Annotated in this window: 21 protein-coding genes and 2 pseudogenes; 7 read left to right on the top strand and 16 right to left on the bottom strand. The window is 53.1% G+C overall.

Going from position 1 to position 22,311, the window contains the following annotated elements:
- Window positions 1-107: 107 nt before the first annotated feature.
- Entirely contained in the window at window positions 108-2,510 is a 2,403-nt protein-coding gene (locus ABJ205_RS04530) for an EAL domain-containing protein (protein WP_348160617.1), read from the bottom strand.
- 135 nt (window positions 2,511-2,645) lie between these two features.
- On the opposite strand from ABJ205_RS04530, the gene ABJ205_RS04525 reads away from it, so the two are divergent.
- A complete protein-coding gene (locus ABJ205_RS04525; protein ID WP_348160619.1) occupies window positions 2,646-3,032 on the top strand; it encodes a hypothetical protein in 387 nt (128 codons plus the stop codon).
- 206 nt (window positions 3,033-3,238) lie between these two features.
- On the opposite strand, the gene ABJ205_RS04520 is transcribed toward ABJ205_RS04525, so the two are convergent.
- Complete coding sequence (locus ABJ205_RS04520) at window positions 3,239-3,442, bottom strand: hypothetical protein (RefSeq protein ID WP_348160621.1); 204 nt, start codon at window positions 3,440-3,442, stop codon at window positions 3,239-3,241.
- Window positions 3,443-3,959: 517 nt separating this feature from the next.
- Here ABJ205_RS04520 and ABJ205_RS04515 point away from each other — a divergent pair.
- From ABJ205_RS04515 to ABJ205_RS04495, 5 genes are all read left to right on the top strand, one after another.
- On the top strand, window positions 3,960-7,088 hold the full coding sequence (locus ABJ205_RS04515; protein WP_348160622.1) for a TonB-dependent receptor: 3,129 nt from the start codon (window positions 3,960-3,962) through the stop codon (window positions 7,086-7,088).
- A gap of 201 nt (window positions 7,089-7,289) precedes the next feature.
- Window positions 7,290-7,733 carry a DUF2141 domain-containing protein gene (locus tag ABJ205_RS04510; protein WP_348160624.1) on the top strand — a complete coding sequence of 148 codons (444 nt, stop codon included), beginning with the start codon at window positions 7,290-7,292 and terminating at the stop codon, window positions 7,731-7,733.
- A 71-nt stretch (window positions 7,734-7,804) separates the two neighbouring features.
- Entirely contained in the window at window positions 7,805-8,425 is a 621-nt protein-coding gene (locus ABJ205_RS04505) for a hypothetical protein (protein WP_348160626.1), read from the top strand.
- 3 nt (window positions 8,426-8,428) lie between these two features.
- Entirely contained in the window at window positions 8,429-8,743 is a 315-nt protein-coding gene (locus ABJ205_RS04500; RefSeq protein ID WP_348160628.1) for a transcriptional regulator, read from the top strand.
- A gap of 98 nt (window positions 8,744-8,841) precedes the next feature.
- Window positions 8,842-8,994 (top strand): hypothetical protein, encoded by a 153-nt coding sequence (locus ABJ205_RS04495; RefSeq protein ID WP_348160630.1) that lies wholly within the window; start codon window positions 8,842-8,844, stop codon window positions 8,992-8,994.
- Window positions 8,995-9,223: 229 nt separating this feature from the next.
- On the opposite strand, the gene ABJ205_RS04490 is transcribed toward ABJ205_RS04495, so the two are convergent.
- The 12 genes and pseudogenes from ABJ205_RS04490 to ABJ205_RS04435 all read right to left on the bottom strand — a co-directional run bounded on the left by ABJ205_RS04490 (window position 9,224) and on the right by ABJ205_RS04435 (window position 19,924).
- Complete coding sequence (locus ABJ205_RS04490) at window positions 9,224-10,837, bottom strand: PepSY-associated TM helix domain-containing protein (protein WP_348160632.1); 1,614 nt, start codon at window positions 10,835-10,837, stop codon at window positions 9,224-9,226.
- Between the two features lie 19 nt (window positions 10,838-10,856).
- Window positions 10,857-11,174, bottom strand: a complete 318-nt coding sequence (locus tag ABJ205_RS04485; RefSeq protein ID WP_348160634.1) for a hypothetical protein — start codon at window positions 11,172-11,174, stop codon at window positions 10,857-10,859.
- The gene (locus tag ABJ205_RS04480; protein ID WP_348160636.1) at window positions 11,171-11,515 is read right to left on the bottom strand and encodes a hypothetical protein; all 345 of its coding nucleotides are present in this window, start codon (window positions 11,513-11,515) and stop codon (window positions 11,171-11,173) included. Before ABJ205_RS04480 ends, ABJ205_RS04485 begins: the two co-directional genes overlap by 4 nt.
- 25 nt (window positions 11,516-11,540) lie before the next feature.
- On the bottom strand, window positions 11,541-13,898 hold the full coding sequence (locus tag ABJ205_RS04475) for a TonB-dependent receptor (RefSeq protein WP_348160638.1): 2,358 nt from the start codon (window positions 13,896-13,898) through the stop codon (window positions 11,541-11,543).
- 317 nt (window positions 13,899-14,215) lie between these two features.
- Window positions 14,216-14,671: a hypothetical protein gene (locus ABJ205_RS04470; protein WP_348160640.1), complete on the bottom strand. Its 456-nt coding sequence runs from the start codon at window positions 14,669-14,671 to the stop codon at window positions 14,216-14,218.
- 29 nt (window positions 14,672-14,700) lie between these two features.
- Window positions 14,701-14,877, bottom strand: coding sequence for a hypothetical protein (locus ABJ205_RS04465; RefSeq protein WP_348160642.1), 177 nt, complete (start codon window positions 14,875-14,877; stop codon window positions 14,701-14,703).
- An 18-nt stretch (window positions 14,878-14,895) separates the two neighbouring features.
- Window positions 14,896-16,035 (bottom strand): sodium-dependent transporter, encoded by a 1,140-nt coding sequence (locus tag ABJ205_RS04460; protein WP_348160643.1) that lies wholly within the window; start codon window positions 16,033-16,035, stop codon window positions 14,896-14,898.
- Window positions 16,032-17,363 carry an MFS transporter gene (locus ABJ205_RS04455; protein WP_348160645.1) on the bottom strand — a complete coding sequence of 444 codons (1,332 nt, stop codon included), beginning with the start codon at window positions 17,361-17,363 and terminating at the stop codon, window positions 16,032-16,034. The genes ABJ205_RS04460 and ABJ205_RS04455 overlap by 4 nt, the downstream gene beginning before the upstream one ends.
- A 17-nt stretch (window positions 17,364-17,380) precedes the next feature.
- A pseudogene (locus ABJ205_RS04450) lies at window positions 17,381-18,175 on the bottom strand (sulfotransferase domain-containing protein).
- 249 nt (window positions 18,176-18,424) lie between these two features.
- The gene (locus tag ABJ205_RS04445) at window positions 18,425-18,823 is read right to left on the bottom strand and encodes a hypothetical protein (protein WP_348160646.1); all 399 of its coding nucleotides are present in this window, start codon (window positions 18,821-18,823) and stop codon (window positions 18,425-18,427) included.
- A gap of 87 nt (window positions 18,824-18,910) precedes the next feature.
- The gene (locus ABJ205_RS04440) at window positions 18,911-19,300 is read right to left on the bottom strand and encodes a tetratricopeptide repeat protein (protein ID WP_348160647.1); all 390 of its coding nucleotides are present in this window, start codon (window positions 19,298-19,300) and stop codon (window positions 18,911-18,913) included.
- A gap of 24 nt (window positions 19,301-19,324) precedes the next feature.
- The gene (locus tag ABJ205_RS04435; protein ID WP_348160649.1) at window positions 19,325-19,924 is read right to left on the bottom strand and encodes a hypothetical protein; all 600 of its coding nucleotides are present in this window, start codon (window positions 19,922-19,924) and stop codon (window positions 19,325-19,327) included.
- Window positions 19,925-20,011: 87 nt separating this feature from the next.
- Between ABJ205_RS04435 and ABJ205_RS04430 the strand changes: the two genes are divergently transcribed.
- On the top strand, window positions 20,012-20,155 hold the full coding sequence (locus ABJ205_RS04430) for a hypothetical protein (RefSeq protein ID WP_348160651.1): 144 nt from the start codon (window positions 20,012-20,014) through the stop codon (window positions 20,153-20,155).
- A gap of 185 nt (window positions 20,156-20,340) precedes the next feature.
- Here the strand turns inward: ABJ205_RS04430 and ABJ205_RS04425 are convergent.
- Together ABJ205_RS04425 and ABJ205_RS04420 are read right to left on the bottom strand one after the other, a co-directional pair.
- A pseudogene (locus tag ABJ205_RS04425) lies at window positions 20,341-20,972 on the bottom strand (tyrosine-type recombinase/integrase).
- A 411-nt stretch (window positions 20,973-21,383) separates the two neighbouring features.
- A complete protein-coding gene (locus ABJ205_RS04420) occupies window positions 21,384-22,232 on the bottom strand; it encodes a CmcJ/NvfI family oxidoreductase (protein ID WP_348160653.1) in 849 nt (282 codons plus the stop codon).
- Between the last annotated feature and the right edge of the window lie 79 nt (window positions 22,233-22,311).

Here is a 22,311-nt window from a genome sequence, read left to right as displayed (position 1 = left end):
TGCGTTGTTGAGGGTGAAAGCGGGCACTTGTCACATAAGGCGCCGTGAGCTCAAGCAAACCCTGTCCAATCGACAAGGCTAACAGATTGCGCGGCGAACCATTTTCTTCACCCTCGAGCTTTCCTTTGGGCCGCAGGATGATCGCTCTTGCTTTCTTCGCTGCCTGTTTCTTCAATTGATCGGGATGGCGTCGAGGTGAGGTCAATCTTGGCCGCCGGAAGCATAGCGACGCCAGACGTAGGCTGAGCCTTGGGGTTCACACGCAAGTCCGTGAACTGTGAGGATTGACCTGGCCGCGCGAAGAGGAAACCTTGGGCCTCGGTGCATCCTTCATTCCGCAAAAGTTCCAATTGCGATTCTTCTTCAACGCCCTCTGCTGTTGTGACCATTCCAAGGTTTGAAGCGAGGCCCGTAACTGCACGGACAATCGCTTGGCAATCAGGATTGTCGGCCAAGCCCGACACAAAACACTTGTCGATTTTGATCTTGTCGAAAGGAAAGCTGCGCAGATAGTTGAGCGATGAATAGCCTGTGCCGAAATCATCCAAAGAAATGCGTACGCCAAAATCACGCAACTTATGAAGCGTGGCGATGTTCACAGCGCTATCATTAAGCAGAACGTTTTCGGTGATCTCAAGCTCAAGGCGATCCGGGTCAATACCAGCTTGCGCAATTGCCCCAAAAACCGTGGGGAGCAGATTTGTAGACCGCATTTGCGCCGGCGAAAGATTGATGGATACGTGCAAATGTTCAGGCCAATTTGCGACCTCTCTTGCAGCGTTCCTTATCACCCACTCACCAAGTTGGACAATCAATCCCGACTCTTCGGCGATAGGAATGAAGTCATCAGGCATCACTATGCCGCGGGTGGGATGGTTCCACCGGATTAAAGCCTCGTATGAAACAGTCTGGCCGGTGTCGATATTCACCAGCGGTTGGAAATAGAGCTCAAACTCGTTCAACGAAATCGCGGCTCGAAGATCCATTTCAAGATCACGCCGCTCCTTCGCAGCTTTGTCCATTCCTGGCTCGAAGAATGCGAAGCGATTGCGGCCGTTCTCTTTCGCAGTGTAAAGCGCAAGGTCAGCATGGGTCATAAGTAATGTCGGATCAGCATCATCATTGGCGGAATATGCAATACCAATGCTGCAAGATGTGACCACTTGCTGTTCGTCAATTACGCAAGGATCACTGACTGTCTCGATAATGCGATCAGCAATCTTCTCTGCGCGAGCACCAGCATCTGCTCCCTGAAGCAATACGGCGAACTCATCGCCGCCCAACCGCGCAATCAAATCCTCTTCGCGAACCACCTTCTCTATTCTTCGCGCAACTTCGCACAAGAGCTTATCGCCGATTGGGTGGCCTAGCGAATCGTTTACCGATTTAAAGCTGTCGAGGTCGAGGCAAAGGACGGCGACCTGATGATCCTTGCCTCTTCGTTTTAGCGCGCGTCGAAGCGTATCATTGAACAAGAAGCGATTGGCCAGATCAGTCAATCCGTCGTAGTGCGCCATATAGCTGACGCGTTCCTCAGCGCGTTTTTGCGCTGTTACATCAGATGCCACCCCGCGCATGCCACCATCTGCGGTTGGTTGGCCTGACAAAGTCCACCAGCGAGGGGCGCCATCGATCACCAATTTGAGCGTCAGATTTCGAAATCCGAATGAGCCATAAATGTGCTCATGGAGCATTACCCGTTCTTTGGAATCGGTAAAAAGTGTTTCGAACAGGGCGTTTTCAAGCAGCGCCTCTGCGCGCCCAGCGGCTTCGCAGAACCGTTTGTTCGGCGCGGCAATCAACCCTTGCCGATCAACGTGCCAAAGCCAGTCAGCAGATTGCTCTTCGAAATCGTTGAGAAGCAGTTTTACAGTTTCATTGCTCGTCGCCAGTTCTTCTCGAGCTTGGATCCGTGCGCGAAAACGTCTTTCTCTCACTTTAGCGCTTCGGACGAGAAGCACGCAGTAGCATGCAAGAAGCAATGTTCCCGAAATGGAAGGGGCCGAGGGGTGAACCCATAGCGAGGCGAGACCACCAAGCGCCAGGGGAGCGATGAACAATACCCCGGCTCGGGCCATGGAAGTATATGTTGTAACGGAGGCTCCCATCATGCCGCTGCACACCATAAGCAGCAGCATATACTGCGTCGGATTGGCAAACAGGGTGAACAAGACCGTTCCTGCCCCCCAAGCAAGACCGTTTGTCAGTGCCACGAATTCGATCCGCCGCGCATGGACAGTCGCTGGAGTTTGCTTCTGTATGTCGCGCTTGTTGTCGACCAACGCCCAAAAACGCAGCCCCGTTCCGAGCGTGATCGCGCTTACCCAGCCCATCAAGGTTAGGACTGTTTGAGGAGACCATAGCACAGCTGTGATAATTGCAGCGTTAACAATTCCAGCCACCGATGCCGCTGCGGCAAACCGGAAATTCTCTTCGACTTGCTCGCGTAGCACCGGATTTTCATCAAAACCGACATCGGTGCTGCGCGAATTTGAACCCATCCCGAACATATTCTTACCCCATTACTAGGCGGGGCTCGTATTTCGAAGGCACTAAATTATCGTTAAAGTATTGAGTTCTGAATACTTCTTGAAAGGAGGCTGATCGAAGAAAGGGCCCAACAAGCAGAGACTAGGGAATCGAGATTGATCAGCACTGCCTCGTCGGTAAGCCTGATTGGCATAATTACCGATGCAAGGCCAAAGCAGGTCATTGTCGCAAGCCGATCGAGCGAATGGGACCCGAACAGAAACAAACTTCTGATGCTAGACTTCCTAGGGTCGGAACCGCTCATTGTCCGGCTTCAGGCGTTCGACGAAAGCGAACAACAGCAACTTTTCGACCATCTGCACCCAGCGGAAAGCTCTAGAGATTTCAAGAACACAGTCACCGAATTTGGCATTCATGCTTTGCTCGGCAACCCTCAGATGCTTCGCATTATCGCCTTAGCCCTTGCCGCGAATGATGGCGTATTGCACTCAAGAGGGCAGCTTTTCTCAGATGCATTTACCAAAAATGTGCCGAGAGCATAATCCAGATATCCCTGCAAAAGACAGACTGACCAGCAAGAATGTTTCGGCGATTGGCATGCTGAAATCTGTGTTGGACTGGTCGCCACGGGAAGTCGTCCCCAATCCCTGGGTTTTGTGGGGTACGGCTTTAAGACAGCGTGCGAAGCGCAAGGAGCCAGATAAACTCATGTACTCTTGTTGCTGCTCGCGGTGCGAGCAAGCACCGGTCAGCGTTTCAGGCACCTCGCCAATGAAGTGCACTGGAAGATCGCCAATTTCGCTTGCTGCAACGCCTCGGCTGCACTGCTCTTTTCTGCAATCGAACCTTGAGTTGTGGCGCGAATACCAGTGACGACAATATCGCCATCGCCATCGCCCTCTACGACAGTGGCATCGCCATCTTCCTGGTAAGGCCGCCGGCGACGCGGCAATTGCCGTTCCCACCAGCAATTCTGCCGACATCGGAATAAGCGCAAAGGAGCCACGACTGGTTGCGCGAAGCAATACAATTACCCTTCCCAAGGTGATTTCTGGATCCGTGGATAATCGCACAATCCAGCAAGTCAGCCAATTTGTCCTACCAGTTTGACTGTTAGCTCAGACCAATTTCTAAAAATTCTATCCATATTTAGCCAAGTTGAGTCGGTTGATCGACCTATCGCGAGGTCAATGTCAGAATTACGGCCAATATCGTCATTGATGATTTGCCACTCTACTGTTGCCAGAATGTCGCTTAGGAGCACTCCACCACAAAGATTCGAGCCAGAAATACACAGATCACCACTGCATGAAATCGTATTTTAATGTTATTCATCTGACACTTAGAGTCATCAATACCAATTGGTAGGACAGACCAATTCTATAGGACTGTATATCTGGTTGACTACGAAATGAGTCCAGATATGCTCACGGGACTAAAGCCAAGAAAAATTGGGATGGGAGAAAATAATGGGGTACTTGAACGGAGGCACTAGCCTGTCCGCGAAAAAATCACGTATTGTTGCGGGCTTACTGACTGGTTCGGCGATCGCCTTGATGCCAAGTGCAGCATGGGCGCAAGATGCCGAGGTTGCTAGCGATTCGGCTGAAAACAACGAAATCATTATCACCGGCATTCGCAGTTCGCTCGAAAGTGCTCTCAACGAAAGACGCAACGCGGACAGTCTGATTGAGGTTATCCAAGCAGAGGACATTGGTAAGCTCCCCGATCAAAACCTCGCTGAGGTCCTTGAGAACGTTACCGGTGTGCAAATCACACGCCGTGGTGGTGTTGGTGTTGGTGTGCAAATCCGCGGTACAAGCGCCAACCGCACAGAGATCAATGGTGTTGGCACCATTGGGTCCGGCACGGGCAATGATTTCACGAACAACCCTACTTCTGGCCGTGGCGGCATTAACTTCGAAGATGTGAACGCTGCGATTATCGCGGCTGTCGAAGTTATCAAGGCGCCAACTGCGTCAACGACCGAGGGTTCCGTTGGTGGTACTGTCAATCTACGGACGATCCGTCCGTTAGATCTGTCAGAACGCGTTGCAACTGTTCGCGTTCAAGGCGAATATAGTGAGCTATCAGACAACGTTAAACCTAGATTGGCAGCCAGCTTTGGCGACAATTGGTCAACCGGTGCAGGCGATATCGGTATCGTGATTGCTGGTAGTTATACTGAGCAAGAAGCGACATCGTTCCGCCCTCGTGTTGATCGCGATACCCTTATCACTCAAGGCAGTGTTGTCGCTGCTGATGGGTCAGCCGGGCCAAACTTCGATTTTCTTGGCCTTCAGTTCCTAAATCAAGAGCTCGAGAATTTTGAGTTTGAGACCATCAACATCGCCGGTTCAATTGAATGGGCGCCGAATGACGATTTGAAATTCTTCTTTGATGGATTTTACAATGACCAAGAGCGCCGGCAGGATAGCTCGCGCATTCAGGCTTCTGGCATAAGCAGTTTGCGCTTCAACAATGTTCCTGGCTCGTTCGAAACGGTTGACTTCGGATCGTTGGGTGGCGTCAATCTGGGGAGCATCCAAGCCGCTCTAACCGGTGCAATTGAGCCGAATATTGGTGCAGATGATGACGATCCTAACCTGCGCTTTTCAAGCGATACGGGTGCACGTCAAACTGAAAGTACACTCTTCAGGATTGGCACAGAGTATGAAACCGGGCGCCTAACGGCTCGGGTGGAGGCGTCACATACAAGTGCAGACTCATCCACGCCTCAGCTCGATACGACGTTGAACTTCATCAACCCAAACCCGCTTGCGCTTGACCCTTTCCTTGCAGGCAACGGTAGTAACGATAACCCAGTCCCATTTATCTTCGATCTGTCAGGAGGTGCGCTGGCATTCGGCATTAATTTTGACTCGCCATTTGCTCCATCAGTCGCCGATCTGACTGATCTCAGCGGGGCCAATGTTGTGTTGGATGCAGTAACCGCTTCTAACAACAGAACGGAAAACGAAGAAACTGCAGCGCGTATCGATCTCTCGTTCGATACCGAAGACCTTGGCTTTTTGGACTTCATTACCTCTGTCGATGTAGGTTATCGTTACAACAAGGCAGAGTCTAACTTTGCACGGCTTCGTTCAACTTTTAGTACCGGCAATTTGAACAACAGCCCGTTCGGGACGGAGTTTTCAGAACTCCTGGCTTTGGGGCCAGATAATTTTGACGAAGCAGATGGCCGCGATTTAGCTGTCCGAAACTTCATCGTAGTCAATCCGGATCTGGCATTTGGTGACCGTGAAGGTACACTTGCCGCCCTCCAGGCTGCTCTTGATGCGACGCCGGGTGGGATCAATGCGATTGCTAACGGCGGCCGGTTGTTGGATGACCTTGATCCTAATGATCCGGGTAACATTGCAGCATCGTTCAGCATCGATGAAACAACTCATGCATTATACGGACAAGCGAGCTTTGACTTCGGTCAGATCCGCGGGAATGTCGGCCTGCGCTATGTCAATACGGACGTAACCTCGCTGGGGAATAATGTAATTCCTGCAGTTGTGGATGCAGTCACTGGTGTTGAAATAAGCCCCGCAACTATAGCTGCGGTGACGACAACTGGTAGCTATTCACAATGGTTGCCACGGGTAAACATTATTGCCGATTTGACTGATGATTTGCTTCTTCGCCTCAGTTGGACAGAAGATATCAATCGGCCGAATTTCAACACTTTGTCGACTTCGATTACATTCCCGACTGGTCCGAATAACGCTGTGGTTATTGGTAACCCCGGCTTGCAGCCAGAAACAGTGAGCTCATTTGATGCTTCTCTGGATTGGTATTTCGCACCGGCAGCGGTCGTCAGCGTGGGCTTCTTCCACAAGAACCGTACGGATCTTTTCCAGACGCTGACAGAAGCGGCCGTTGAGGATGCCAATGGGTTCCGTGATATTACGGATCCATGCGAAGGTGGTGGTATCTTTAACCCGGTTCCAGATCGCAATGTCTTGTCTGATGTCCCTGGCAACGGGCTTTGTGTTCCGATTAATACCACCGTCAATGACCCAGGTGAAACCACACAGACTGGTATTGAAGTTGCGTTCCAATATGACCTTTCAGCATTTGAAGAGCTGCTTGGATTTGCATCAGGTTTTGGTGTGATCGCCAACTACACTTACCAGAACTTTGGCGGCGGCTTGATCCAAGATACGTCTGATGCGGATAGCCGCGGAACGGCAATTTTGGAATCGAGCAGTGGTCTTACCGGACCGTTCACAGCGGTACGTGGTTTGCTTGATTTCTCTCCACATGCTTACAACGTAACGTTGTTCTATGAGAAGTATGGTCTGTCGGCTCGCGCCCGCTACACTTGGCGTGATGCATTCCGCACATTGGATACGGCAGCTGGTGCCTCTCTCGGCAGTACAATCGGTTTCCCGGTTACTACTGAATCGCGCGGGCAGTTGAATGCGAGCATCACCTATGATTTGACGGATAACATCAACATCGGTGTTGAGGGTGTGAACCTGACCAAGTCTGATATTACCCAGTCATGCATCAATTCAGGCGGATTGTTCTGCAACCAAGGCCTACCAGATCGCAGACTGACTTTTGGAGCTTCTGTGAGTTTCTAAGCCAAGACCTGCGATGGCCGCCGCTGGTGAATTCAAATGAAATGATCCACCGGCGGCCCGTTGGCCTTTCCGAACCGAGTTAGAAAATACGAGGCGTTGCCACACTCTCCTGGCAGCGCCTCGTTGCCGTTAGAAGCTTAACCTTGCAATTGCGAATAACTTTGTTTTATAAAGTGATTCGCAATCAAAAGGAGAAGTGTCATGAAGTTTGTTAGTTCTTCAAAAATCCTAGCTGCGTCTGCGCTGTTTGCGCTGGCTGCTCCAGCGTACGCAGGGACAGTGACTGTAAGAGTGAACGGCGTTAGCGATGTTGGCGGCACCATCTATGTTTCTGTTCAAAACAGAGAACAATTTATGACCGACGATGCGACGGAGACGACGATTATCAAAGCGCCAAAACCCGGCAGTCATACGCTGACCTATGACGTGCCAGACGGCGAATATGTCGTATCCGTATGGCATGACGACAATAACAATGGTCAGTTCGACAAGGATGAATATCACACACCGCGAGATGGTTGGGCCATGGTCAATGGCGAACGCCTTCGCGGCGAACCTCAGTTTGATCAGGTCAAGACTACCGTATCAGGTTCGCTATCGACGATAGATCTCAATATGGTCTATTTCATGGGATCGAGAGGCTAACACGTGAATTCGGCCAACTAGGTGAGCCTTAGTTTAACCGTCACAGTTTGTTTGAACGGGAACAAAATTCTATGAATGAAATGAAACTCGAAGAGTTAGCCCGTTTGCGGGATATTGCCGAGAAGGGGCGCAATGCGCCTCTGCTCGGCGGTTCTTACATGCTGATCTGGGGCGCCGTGATATCTCTGGCGCTATTAATCCATTGGGTCATCCTGATGGGATATATAGAACTTCCGGAGTATTTTCTGGCTATAAACTGGCTTGTCTTAATTGGCGCCGGGTGGGCATTGTCGCTTTGGACTGGGGTAAAACAACAAAGCAATTCTGGAACTTACAGCTTTGGAAATCAAACCGCGAACAATGTTTGGGCAAGTGCGGGCGCATTTCTGACTATTTTAGCCGTTAGCCTTTTCGCTTATGCGGCAGCCGCAGATGATCAAGGAGCCTGGACCATGTTGTCAATAATGGCGCCGGTAAGCTTTGGCAGCTATTCAATTGCATTGAATGCAACCCATGTCGCCGCTCCCGGTAATGGATTGAGAGCTTTTGCATATATCTCACTTGGATTTTGTGTGGTTACGGCGCTGTTGATTGGAAGCTCTTTGCAATATCTAGTTGCGGCTGGAGGAATGCTGTTATCGGTTATACTTCCCGGACTAAAATTACAGCGTTCGGTCCAACACAGCGATTAATTGATGACGGAAGACCGAACAGATAATTTCGATTACAAATCGATAGACGGTGTCATTCACGGCCGGGTCCGATTGTCCATTATGGCATATCTATCCAGCGTGCGCGCCGCTGATTTTGGAGCACTAAAACTGCACACAGGCGTGACCGACGGGAATCTTTCGGTTCATCTTCGAAAGCTTGAAGACGCCGGATATGTAGAGGCAAAAAAGCAGTTTGTTGGAAGACGTCCACAAACTTTGTGTAGCCTAACCAAATTCGGTCGCGACGCTTGGATCCGATATATCGACCATATGGAAGGATTGCTCGGCAAGAATTAGCCGATCGCTTGGCCTCCGTTTTATGCGTCTCTTTCTGTCATCTGGTACATTTGGATCAAACGACTGCTTCTTGGCCGATTCCGGACTGTCTGTTGTTGGTGGTTCAGGCCGCAAATTCCGGCTTCGTGATCGAGGTGGGCGGCCATTCTGCGATCAATTTGTTTATGAGCCTGACTAGCGTGATCGGATTGCTGCTGTGCCTGTTCGCCCGCGTTGGCGATGAACAACTGGTCACCAATCATGAGGATTGATCGCGCAACCAAGGCGCAGGCTCTGTTGGCTATGTAAAGGGCGTGAACATTGCAGGTTTTAAGAAAGTGGCCGATGCGATGCTGGCGTTCGGCGTCGTCTAAGCCAAGCTTTTATAGTCTGACCGCCAAAAGCCGACATTCAGCAATCAGCGCATATTGAGCTACCATCTGACGTCCGCTTCTGGGGATGAAAGCGGACATAGCCTTAGGGAGCAAATAGACGCTCAAATCACTCGGCTGGTTGAGGTTCAAAATCACTAACTGACGGTTCGACCTGTGCTTGCCTTCGCTTGTCAGCTGGGCGATCCGATGGAAGTTTCACGGCGGTGAGGACAACGCTTGCACCGAGCACGATAAAGGCAAGGTCGAACCAAGCCGAACCGTCTGCTCCAGTGTCAAATGCGTTCCACATCATGTCTCCGGTTACGATCCAGTTAAGCGGCGCAAGAGCTGCAAGGCCGAAACCAGTGACTGCCAGAAGTTCGCGATTGGCTTTGTAGTCATTGCCCCTCCAATAGCCGAAGGAGGCAGCTAATATCCAAGCTGAAAAGAAGAACCAGGCCACGGATGAATAACGTGCAGCTTCGCTGCCCCAAAAGACCTTATCGAAGGCCAACACCCAGATGCAGGCAAGTGGAAGACCAGCGCATACGCCTGTGTTTAGGCCGCTGAGAACGGCATAGAACCGATCACTATTTCCACCTTCTCCGCCATGGCGTCGGCGCTCAAGCCACATCATGTTGCCCAACGCCGCCATCACGGCAAGCGCTAGTCCTAATGCGAAATAGATCAGTTTAAGTGCGATCCCTCCATATGTTCCGTAATGAAGCGGAGAGAATGTGGCCAAGACGTATCCAAACGGGCTCCCTCCACTGGTAAACAGGTCCGCATCTGGCAATGCTTCTCCAGTAACAGCATCGACGATAAGCGTATCGCTACCCAGTAACCCCTTGGGCGATTCATAGACAAGGCGCAGGGTCGAATTCTGGTCACCCCAATTGATGTATTGCGCGAAGGCAAGAGGGTTGCCGCTTATGGCATGATTGCTCAGTTCGGGAGTATCAACGGACAGCATCGGTGCGGAAATTCCTGCTGGCTCTGCCAAGCCTAAGCCAAGTGCGTCTTCTAGCGCTTTTTGATCGCCTTTCATTGTGACGAATGCCACTAGAGGCAGGAGAATTGCGACAACTCCCAGAAACGCGCCGGTTAGAGCGATCATAGCTGCGAATGGCGAACTCCACAGGCCAAGCACCTTATGGCTGTCCTGCCATTTAAGTCGCACCGATTTTAGATAGCGAAGCGTGAACAGCTCTTTGGTGATTTTGGTGTGAGCGATGATGCCTGAAAGGATCAGCAACAGAAATGCAATCCCGACGAGCCCCACAATGACCCGGCCTGCAGTTCGCCCACCCAGCATGTCTGGCCAAGCCAGGTCGCGGTGCAAATCATAGATCAACTGGTTTGCACCTTCCTCTCGCCATTGGAGCTCTTCTCCCGACTTTGACGAAAAACGAGCACGAACTTGCTCGAACTCATCGTTTTCGTCGCGGAAACTTGCGAAGAGGTCGAAATGCCCATGTTCTCCATGAGGCAGATTTATGCTGACAAAGGTCGGTTCACGGCCTTGTGCGTTCTCTTCAAGCCATTTGATCAGGATGGGCTGAACTGGAACCGGGGTCGATGTAATCTCCCCGCGGCGCGCTTCATCTTCCCAAGGTTCAACCTCGTGGTGGAACAGCGCCAAACTGCCCGTGAACGCAACAAAGAACATCATGATGCCCAAAGCAACGCCTGTCCATGAGTGCAGGTCGTAGATGCGAATATGGCGCGCTTTGTCTACCATGGCTTAACAATTCCTAGGTTCATACAGGTGGCGGGCTCAGAACGACAATCACGGTGCTCACCGCAATTATTCCGAACAGTATTAAGGTCACAGTCCAGCGACCTGGATTCCAATAGAGCCAGAATTGCAATCCGACCCAAACGAGCGGCATGATAATCGTCATTGCGAAAGCTTTCTCCGCAAACGGGGCGGGAAAGGCCATCAACACAGCAGCAGAAAGCATGAATGTGGCAACAAAAGCCCAAATCAATGCACTCCACAAACGCGGGTTTCGCCAAGTGCCATAGCAGATGCCGACAAATATCGTTCCGCCGATACCAAGAGCAATTGGGCTCATGAGCTGCCTCCCCATGGGAACGCAATTAGCCCAAAGGTTGCAATCCCAATGCCGATTACACCGCTTGGCAAATGGGCACGTCGCCAAAGTCCAGCGAGAAACACACTCAACAACGCAGCAGCAATCCAAGCGCCGAGCCACAGGAAGACGCCGACCTCCCAACCACGATGTAAAACGATGAGCGCAAGCGCAGCGATTACTGGGATCCAAGCGATGGCAAATACTGCACGCTGGGCAGCCTGAGACGCCCTGACGCGATCAACGCCGCTGCGCTTCTTACCAGCATGATAAAAAGCCACTGATGCCACATACAGCAGAGCAAGAATTGTGAGCAGATACATATCGATCTCGTCCTGCAATCCGGTCCTAGAACCTTGCCTCTAACTGGACTGCGAAGACCCGCGGTTCGCCAAACCGTGCGAAGGCGTCAACAATCTGACCATTTGCATCGAAATCGGTGAGCGTCCCGACCCGGTATTCTTCGCCGAAAATGTTGTTGCCGGTCACAAAAATCCCGAAGGTTTCATTTTCCCAGCCTGCCCGGAAATTGGTGAGGAAACGGGCATCCAATGTCCGTTCAACCTGAGGATTGACTAGCGGGAAGGCGCCTGAGTTGTAGTTGGCATTCACATTGACGATGAAGCCGCTATCCGAACTCCATGTCGCCCCGCTTGCAAGAGTAAATCGGCGAGCGTTTGGGAACTCATTGCCAGCCAGATCAACCTCGCCTGCATTTGTGAAGGCGATGAAATCTGTGAACTCTGTTTTTGCATAACCAACCGAAGCGTAGAGGTTCAGATTGTCATCTGGACGATAGTTAGTTTCGATCTCAAAACCGTAGAGGTTTGATGAACCGGCATTTTGTGTTTCGGTATCGAAGCTGTTGTCCGATAGCTGCACCGTCACTTGCTGGTCTGTCCAATCGACGTAATAGGCGTTCGCATTCAGCGTTAGCGCTCCATCAAGCCATTGGCTGCGCAGCGATAACTCATAGTTCCAGATGAACTCCTGATCGAAGCTAAATGACTCAGCGCGCGCATTGTTAATCCCAACGCCGCCAGAGCGGTAGCCGCGCTGAACTACGAAGTTCAGGCTGCGATCATCGTCGATATCCCAGCCGACACCAAACTTTGGAAGAAACGCGCTGAATGTCGGCGACTCCGAAGTTACAGGCTGCGAGGAAGCTGCTGAAGATGCTGCATCCAACTGCGCGTTCAACCCTTCAATGATCGGAGCAAGTGGGCCAAAATCTGTTGGGTTTGGCAAAGGGCTGGTTCGCGTGATGATGTTGCCTGTTGTGATTTCTTGCTTCTCGCGGTCATAGCGGAAGCCACCAAACACGTTGATGGCATCGCTCACCTCATAGCTAAAATCGGCAAAGACAGCATATGTTTCAATCTTGGATGGATTGTCTAGAAAAGCGTTCAGCCCAACCGGTTCCTGATAAAGGGAAACGACAAAACCGGCTGTTCCTGCGTCCAAGCCAAAAGGCGGCGCCTGAAGCAATGCGGCAACAGGGAAATTGTCGAGCACACTAAACTGGAATTGAGTTGTGCCCACCCGGTCCGGCGTGTCGATATTGGAATAATATCCACCGACAACCCCTTTAAAGCGGTCGCCATCATATTGTAGCCGCGTTTCCTGAGTGAACGTTGTTGTCTTTGTCAGAAAGTCGGAAAATTCAATATCATCCGGAGTGCGGTCCTGATCACTGGCAATGCGATTATCAACCACGTTGATTGAACTGATTGACGTCAACGACAGTTCATTGGTGAAGTCGTAATCAACGGTTAGAACACCGATATCAAGCCGCGTATCGTTGATAGATTGGACGTTGCCAAAAAACGTGCGGTTATCAAATGTGTCGTCAACAGAAAGGTCCGCGACGTCGTCTCCAAGGTTCTTTTCGTCGTACGTATAGGACAAGAGAACACTCAAACCCGACGCAAACTCCGGTTCCAACAACACTTTGGCACGGATGAAGAATGTGTCCTGCTCATCGTTATTGCCGCTTAGATTTGGGCTGCTGATGATACCGTTGGTGTCGGTGTATTCAGCGGCAATGCGTATCGCCACTTGGTCATCAATCAAAGGGCCGCCAACCGCGGCAGCCAACCGGCGCTCGTCCAGTTTTGTGCCGGCGATTGCTCGTGCGCGGCCTGTCCAATAATAGGTCGGATCTGCGGTATTGATGACAATCGCGCCAGCCAGTGCATTGCGTCCTTGCAGTGTGGATTGCGGCCCACGCAACACTTCGACTTGATCCAGATCCCAAACGTCGAGCGGACCTGAACCCGAAACAGCCACGTTGGGAAGTGGAGATCCATCAACATAGATAGATGCCAAGCCTGCAAGGCCTGCTCCACTGACATTGTTGCTATTGATACCGCGGATCGCGAATGCACCTGAGTTACCGGTGATATTGGCGGTCTGCTCAATCACGTCATTCAGGTTGATGATGTTCTGCTCTTCGATTGCCTTGGCATCGACGACTGAGACGCTGACGGGGATGTCTTGGAGCGATTGCTCAATCTTCTGAGCGGTAACGATGATCACATTGCGATCCTGCCCTTCTTCGGATTCGATCGCAGTGTTCTCCTGATCCAGCGCGACGCCAACGCCTAGGTCTTGTGCGTTCGCGCCCGTTGCACCGAGCACCAGCGCTGCAACACCTCCGCCAAGTAAGAGCGCATTCCTCACCGATCGGATCTTAGATTGATTCATTCATATTCCCCTTGAGAATGACGCAGCTAACGCGAATCATTCGCAGTTGCAAGAACTTCGAGGGATATTATGAAATGGGATCAATCGCCGCGCAAAGACGTGATCGCTTCGTGGTGAAACATCGGGTGATTGCGACCGTCTCAGAGGCCTCTCCGGGAATGGAGGCATAAGAGGAGCTCGCCCTCTGCCGCGACGCAAAAAATGTGTCGTATCCCGAAAGCTAGCTGTTCGCGTGCATGAACACCAAAACAGCCATTCGGCAATGCGGCCTAACTTCAGCCTTTGCTCATCGTCTGAAATTGGGTCGGAAGTTGCAGTTAATCTCTATTGGCGGCGATCCTAGCGCGAACGGCCTTCAAGAAAACTTCATCGCCAGTGTAGAATTCCAGCACAGATCGTGCGCGCGCCGACGAGAATATCCCGGGAACCGGCTCCATATAAGACTGCCAGGTTTGTTCGTCCAAAATGCCTGACTTGTATTGATGCCACGCACATTCCCTAACCCGCAATGCCTTGACCACCATCCAGGTCATCCGCCTTTCGTCCTCGGGCGTAAGTTCATCTGCATCACTTATCAAATGTGGATCGAGCGCGTGATCAATGAATCCTGATATCAATCCGAGATCAGCATCCAGCAGTCCTTGCCTTGAATTTGCAACAATCGCCTTCGTGTTCTGACGCAGCTGGCCAGCGACGAGCCATAAAGAAACCACAACTGCTATAGCAGCAAGTATATCGCTGGTTGCGGAAATTGCCGTCCAGTTCCAGTCCATTACTCATACCTCCAATCTGTCATAGCATTTCACCCGAACAGGCCAGCAAACAGAATTGCAGCAATTGCCAAGGGGACCGCATACCGGATCGAACCTCGCCAAAAGGCAAAGAACCGGTCGCTCGTTTGCGCCAGCTCTCCTCTCATAACCGAACGCGGAGCCACCCAACCTGCGATCAGCGCAAGGATCAGAGCGCCCAACAGCATGACCACGCTGCCGAGAAGTCAATCGAGCAGGCTCCCGAAGCCATCAATAAAGACGATCCCAAAACCACCGACCCAAGTCAGCAGTGCGAAGAACAGCGTTGCGTTTCGCTCGCTAAAGCCGAACTGCTGGATCCCGATGGTGCGAGCCACCATCAAAATGGCAATCGACGACGTCAAAGCCGCGATAAACGCCAGAAAGAAGAAAAGCCCACCAATCAGATTGCCAAATGGCATTTGCGCAAAGAAGCTTGGCAGCGTCCCGAAAATGAGCCCCATTCCGGCTGCCGGATCCATCCCGAAGGCGAACACGATGGGAAAGATCATCAACCCCGCGACAAGCGCAACCAACGTATCAGCCCCGGCAATGACCGTGGCGTTTGAGCCTATATTCTCGTCTTTCGACAGGAACGATCCGAAGGTAATCATCAGGCCCGCCCCCACGCCAAGCGAGAACAATGCCTGACCAAGGGCAGCCAACACAATTTCAGGCGTTAATTGGTTAAAGCGCGGCGCAAACAAATAGGTGAGCGCATCGCTCGCGGCGCCGCTGTACAACGCGAAAGCAGCCAGCCCTGCGAGAATAACAAAAAACGCGGGCATCAATAACACAGAGGCGAATTCAATGCCGCGCTTCAATCCGCGCAAGACAATTCCCGTTGTGATCGCAATGAAAGCGGTGAACCATAGCAAGGTCGGGACGGGACCATCGTAGAGCGGCGTTTTGTTCGGGTCGCTCAGGTCTCCCATGAAACCCATAACGGAATAAGCCATGATCTGACCAGAAAGCATCGTGTAGCTGGGCAACACGATCACGCCCCCGGCAAGTCCGATCCATCCTGCGATTTGCCAGTTTGGGGAACGGCCGGCTTCAACAGCAATTTCACGGGTAGATCCGACCGGCAAGAGGCCTTTATGGCGTCCAATCGCCAACTCGGCGATCAACACAGGAAGCCCGATCAGCACTACAAATGCGATGTAGATCAGGACGAACGCGCCCCCGCCATTCTCGCCCGCTTGGAAGGGAAAACGCCAGAGGTTGCCAAGCCCAACGGCAGAGCCAATGGCGGCCATCACAAAGCCAGCCCGCGAGCCCCATTGCGGCTTGTCTGCGCGGTCTGCCTTGTCCCCCTCCCACACCGCCGTGTTAGCCGATGTCATTGCGCTGTCCCCGGCAGCTGACTGTCATCACCGACCCTTGCTAACCAAGCGAGTACCAGACCTACGGCAAGGACGCCTGCAACCGCCAAGTAAGTCGCGCCATATCCCTCTCCTTCGACCAGCCAGCCCGAATTGCCTGTCATGAATGAGCGAGAGAGATTGGGGACCGCCATGAACAGCGCGAACTGGCTCGCAGCGATCGCCGGATTGCAGATCCGCATAGCCCACACGATCGCGCTGATGGTGGTCGTCATCGAGAGAATGTAAAGCGCGACCGAAAAAACGATAAAAGCGGTGTCGCCCTGCCATGTCGCGAAGCTCAGCCCGGCTGCAAGCGAAAGCACAATCAGTAAAACAAGCTGGCCAAAGATCGACCGCCGCAAGCCGAAAAAACGCTCGCCCAGTACCGGGATGAAAAGCCCGCAACCGGCAGCGGCTAGATTTACCGTGGCACCAAAATTTGAATACCGATCACTCGACCACCCAAGGCGCTGCACCGCCAAGGTAGGGTTTACCGCATCAGAGAAGGCTAAATAGGTGCCGGCACAAGCTGCCGCGAGCAGAAAGAGCAAAGTGCGCGGTGCCAGAACCGAACGCACAATCCCCGCTAGCAAAGGCCACCACGCAGTTTGCTGACGATCCTCGCATTCACGCGATGCTTCACCAAGGGACCATGGCAGCAGCCGTTCGCCGGGACGTTCGCGAAAAATACTGACGAAAAGGGATGCACATGCGACAAGGACCGCCATAATCACCGCCGTCCTCGTGATACAGCTCGATGCGAGCAACTGACCCGCGACAAAGCTGCACGCTGCAATCCCTACGGCTTGACTCGCGAACATCACGCTATTGATTGCAGTGCGTTCGCTTTCGGGGACGATGTCCACGGCCACCCCGTCGACCGCCACATCGCTGAACGTCGCGCACAGATTGAGTGCGAAACACAGTCCAGAAAGTAGTGCGATATCCGATACTCCTGGCGCGACAATGACCATAGCAATGAGCACAGCGACCATCAGAGACTGCGACAACAGGATCCACCCGCGCCGGCGCCCCATCGGTTTGTAAGCGTAGCGATCCATAACTAAGCCATTGAAGAGCTTGGCCGACCAAGGCAGCAGCGCCACACCAGCGAATGCCCCCACTTCTACAGGCGTCGCGCCTGCTTCGGCGAGCCACGCGGGCAGAGCTATGAGCAACAGGCCCAGCGGCACGTCCTGCAGAAAATATAGGACGATGATCGCAGCCAACCTCGCGGTGCGGTGTTCGGAAAGTGCCGTAAATGTGGTCGGATGCGATTGCGCGCCTGTCGCCATTGCATGTTTCATATTTGTAGACCCCTGTGTCACTTAGGTGAATGCGAGGCGAGACTTGGGTCGACAGCTGACCGCCGTCCGTGTTCGAGCCAGCTTGCCAAGCTGGCGGAAACGCCCGCTTCCATGACTGCGCGGTAATCAACGAGGTCCTGTTCGGTGAGGATGCCACGCCAGCGTTCGTTCGTGCCCTTGTGGAGGAAGGTGTCAGCCCCGCCCTTGAAGGCCTGTGCCACAAGTCCCAGCATCCGCGCGCCGTCGCGCTTCATGCTGTCGAAACTCGCCGCCTCAACCATCTCAGCGAAAAGCGCTTCGGGCGTTGCGATCCCGCAGAATTGCGCGATCCGGCGCATTTCGCCTTCCCGGTCCGCCTTGAGATCATTATAATGGACGAACAGCACGTTGGGCCGTTCGCGCGCCTCCCAGAAGCTGTTCTCAATCTAAAAGAATTCGGCACTCGTGAAATCGTCGAACGGTGCGTATTCAGGATCGCGCGCGACGTTGATGTACATCACGTCGTCATGAAGCGGCAGAGCGGTGAGCGGCGAATGGGTCTTGAACCCCCGCCGACCTTCTTTGGCTGTCATCGCCGCTGCGACCTCTTGCTGCGGGATGAAACGCGCGTCGAGCCAAGGCTGCTCATCCATGATCTGTTGTGGTTCGGCCGATTGAGCGAGCAGCATGCCGATGATCCGCTGTGTCCACGTCGTCCCCGTTTTGGGAGGTGTGCAAACGATGATGTCGCCCGCGCGCAGCTCGAATGTGTCCCAGATGCGGCTGTCGGTTTGCCAGGTGCGGATGACCCTCTCGGGCTTGCGGATAAGCATGGTTGGTCTTCCCGTCGAATAGTCAAGCACCGGCCGCCACGCCTGTCGGCGTGCGGCGTTTGCCTGTTAGTTGCGGTGCGACCCACGTCAGGACATCAGGCACAACTCTCCTGCCGCCTGCCGAGCGGTCGCTCGAAAAGCTTCGGAAAGCAGCAATTTCCTGTAAGCCCCTGTGAGCTGGGAGATGCCAGTGAAGGATTAAGGCGGTCAATCCATCCTACCGTCAAAAAAACGTCAAAACGTTTGCGATCAGGCCGTTCGCGGGTCCACCGGGATCAAATCAAGCCAGCCAAAGCGTTCCCACGCCTCGACCATGCCGATCCGTTCGGCAAAGTTCATGAAATCAGGGTGGCGGATCACCCTATTGGTAGAGTCGATATTAATCCAAAGACTCGCCAGGCCATACATGTTGGCCGGATGGATGCGTTCGGAGTAAACCTTCATCGCAAGTTCGCTATGCCCCATCCAGATGGCGGGGATGGAAATCGAGGGATCGTAAGGGTCCGGCATGGAGCTGTGCAAGCCTTCGCGCATCTTACAATATGCGGCTCGGTCTGCCTCTTTGCCGCTGCACACACCGCGCGTTGTGATATCGAAGTACGCGTCTCTTGCCGCCTCATCCAGCGGCGCGACGTCCGGAGGCGGCATGACGGTTTTTCCTAGATGAACGCGTGACGCGTAATAGGTTACGACTGCTTCTTCGTGCTTGCTCTGCGCCACACGTGACAGGCCTAGTCACATTCCAGGGAAGCCAAGATCGACCATTCGCGGACCGCAGACATACGCCTTTTCAAAGTCTCCCAGACAAAGGTTAATTGAAGTCAGCATCGCATGATTGCGCGCATAAACTGGGTCGCGATCTATGGCTTCCTCGATAAAAGGAAGCGCGTCACCTGCCTTGCCCAGATAAAGCAGGCATGAGCCAAGCCGCGACCACACATCGGGATCGCTCGGATCGCGGTCATAGGCCTTGGAAGAGAGCTCCAAAGCACGTGCCGGATTGAAATTGGTCCATTCGTGAATACCGAGAATTGAAAATGCGAGCCCCTTGTCAGGATCAAGAGTGAGCGCTCGCTCAACAGATTGCTCCAGGCGCTTGAGGCTTGGCGTCAAGGCCGCCGTCATGATGTGCGCGTCAGCCAGCGCGGTCTAACATTCGGCAAATTCGGGGTCGATCTCCGGCGCCTGCTGATAAAGCTCCAACCCTTTTTGCGTAGACCTCCGCCCCCCGATGCGCTGGATCATAGCGCGTCCTTGGAGATAAAGCGCATAGGCCTCGCGGTCGCGGGTCATTTTGCGGGAAGGCGCGGGCGAAGCGGTAAGCCCCAAGGCGCTGCAAGTCGCAGCGATGATGTTGGCGCCGATCACCTTGCGCCCATCGAAGTAATGCTCGATCGAACCGGTTACGCGATCAGACCACAGTTCCGCCCCTGCCTGACCGTCGATAAGCGCGACACGGGCTTCAATATCTTGATCACCGCGCCGAACCTCGCCTTCGATCAGGTGTGAGACCCCAAGCTCGCCAGCTATCTCGGTGAGCATTCGTCCTTTTGCGGCGACTGCGTTCACCGAAGTCCGACCCGCAAGCGCGATGCCTTGAATCCCGACAAGCCGGGTCGAAAGCTCATCGATAATCCCGTCAGCCAGGAAGAAATTGCCACCAACCGTGTCGATTTGCGCAAAAGGTAACAGCGCGAGCGTGGCCTCATGTGTGACGCTGTTGAAAGTCCTGTACGACGGAAACCGCACGCGCGTCGTTTCGATCAGGCGCTCTGCGCCAGGCTTGGAGGCAGAACGGATAGCGCTGGTGAGCCCCGAGCGAAGGCGCGCATCGACATGATCACGGCGCTAAGCGAGCCATTCATCAGAGAAGGGATTGAGCGTTACCCCTTGAACCAAGGGACGGTTGCCGATGGAGAAAAGCTGATCAGCCACACGATCGGTTTCGCCTCCAGCAGTAAGGGCCTCAAGCGCGCCTAGATTAGAGCGAAGGCGATCTGGTTTCAGCGCGACTTCCGCGCGTGAGACGGCCAGCACATCGATATGATACTCGTCGAGCTTGCGCTTGGGGCATAGCCGCTGAAAGTAAGATCACGCGCGGCAGTTTGCTTTTCTTCCCTCCAATTGCGGACGCCAGCTTTATTCGAGCCAGCGCCCACGAGCGGTCAAATCTCGGTCTTCTCTGCAAGCGTAAACACGTCATCTATGTCGACGCCGAGGTACCGCATGGTGTTTTCGATCTTGGAATGACCGAGCAGTATCTGGATTGCTAGGAATTGCCGGTCGCTTCGTAGATGATCGAGGCTTTGGTCCGACTTAGCGAGTGAGTCCCATACTCCTCTGGCCGCAGCCCGATCGCTTCGACCCATTCGTCAACAAGGCGGGCATACTGGCGGGTACTCAGATGGCGTGAGGCATCAACCCGGCTTGGAAAGACAAACTCTTCAAGCCCTCCGCCTCTAAGTTCGAACCAAGCAAAGTGGCTATCTCTCGCAGTCTTCGCGATTTCAAACTGGACAGGCCGACCTGTCTTACGCTGTGTGATCGTCGCTCGAGTTCTGATTTCGGGACCGCTCACCAAGTCGCCGATTTTCAACTCAACGAGATCGCAACAACGCAGCTTGCTGTCGATTGCCAAGTCGAACAGCACCCGGTCTCTGATGCGCTCTTCGCGATCCAGGAAGAAGCGAATGGCCCAGATCTGTTTTTGATTGAACGGGCGTTACGGGCCAATCTTCGCGCCGAAATTCCAAGGCACTCGGTTCTGTGCAGCTGGGTCGAATTGTGAATAAGTCATCTTCGTTCTCCGAGGCCGGGATGGCCTCGGAGAATGTCTGCTTTATGCCGCTAAGATCTCGAATGGCTACATCTTGGTTTGGGGCGCAAAGCAGCCATCAAGCGCCGAAGAATCAACAAGGTTGATGGCGGCAATTGATTCGCCACAATCCAAGTGGATGGCTCAAATATGCTCTTTTGCCGGCGTCCGCTGCGCCGTCTACGACACAGCGAGAACAGCCAGTTTCTCGAAATTTAAAACAACCCATTAAAATCAAAGGCTTGGTAGCGAAACAGGGACTTGAACCCCCTACACGCGGATTATGATTCTAACGGGATCGCAAATTGGACGCGTTAACGCCGCTAGCATTCTATCTGGAACTCGAATTAGTAGCCTGACTGCACTTTCTCCAGGACACCAGCTCTCGGTTCCTCAATAAAAGGCAAAGGTGCGTGTTTCGATACTCGCACGCGCGGGAACGCTGGGATCTTGATCTGGATACTCGAACGCCGTGTGAGGGGTGAAGCGAGCCGTTCCCTTTGTTTCGGAGTCATATCCCTTGATCAGAACAACTTCTTTGTGGGTCATTTCTGAAAAGTAGGACCAGCGCTGACCCTCTTGTTTTCGCAAAGCGAAAATTTCGCCCACGTGATCAGTGTCGGGAAAGTGGATTTCGGTCGCAATCAAGTCCGCTCGATCGATGCTAGAGGCGTCGCAAAACGTCAAAGGTGAGCGTGCTACGACATCCACCAACGGGCGCCAAACATTGATCTGGATCATCCGCCGACCTGCCATTTTGGCAAATTCCACTTTGCCCATCATTTCTTCTGCACGGACTAACGCGGTCGTTTCAGTGTAATCGTTGTGGACATGGTGAGCAGGTTTGCGTTTGCTGGCTTGGTCGCCGCGCCTGATTGTATGGTCAAACACAAAGACATCTTTTGCGCCCGTCACATCGCGCACAATCTTGGAGACTTCGCCGTAATATGAGCTTGCGATTGCCTCATCGTCGTAAAAGTCGCGATGCGCGGTGGGGGCATCAGCCAATTCAAAACCATTTTTATGGACTTTGAACTGGTCCGATGTTGCGCGGCAATCTGCGATGAGCGCTGGCATAAAAGCGTACTCATCAGAGTACTTTTGAGGTGAAGAACCCCCAGAATAGAACACCTCAGGCGGATTCTCTGCATCGGGCCTGATGTAATTGAGCTCAGTCTCAATGGGTCCGGTTATGCGCGCAGATGGTTTGTCCGGGCTTGGCGGTTTTGTTGCAGAGGGCATGGGGTAACCTTGAAGGGAAGCTGGTCCGAATTAGACAAGTTTAGGGCGCGAACCTTCGACCCGCGCCCTAATATCCTTA

The organism is Erythrobacter sp., assembly GCF_039988855.1.
Lineage (GTDB): Bacteria > Pseudomonadota > Alphaproteobacteria > Sphingomonadales > Sphingomonadaceae > Erythrobacter.
Note: the sequence above shows the minus strand (reverse complement) of the source record. Positions and strands in the feature narration are given on the sequence as shown.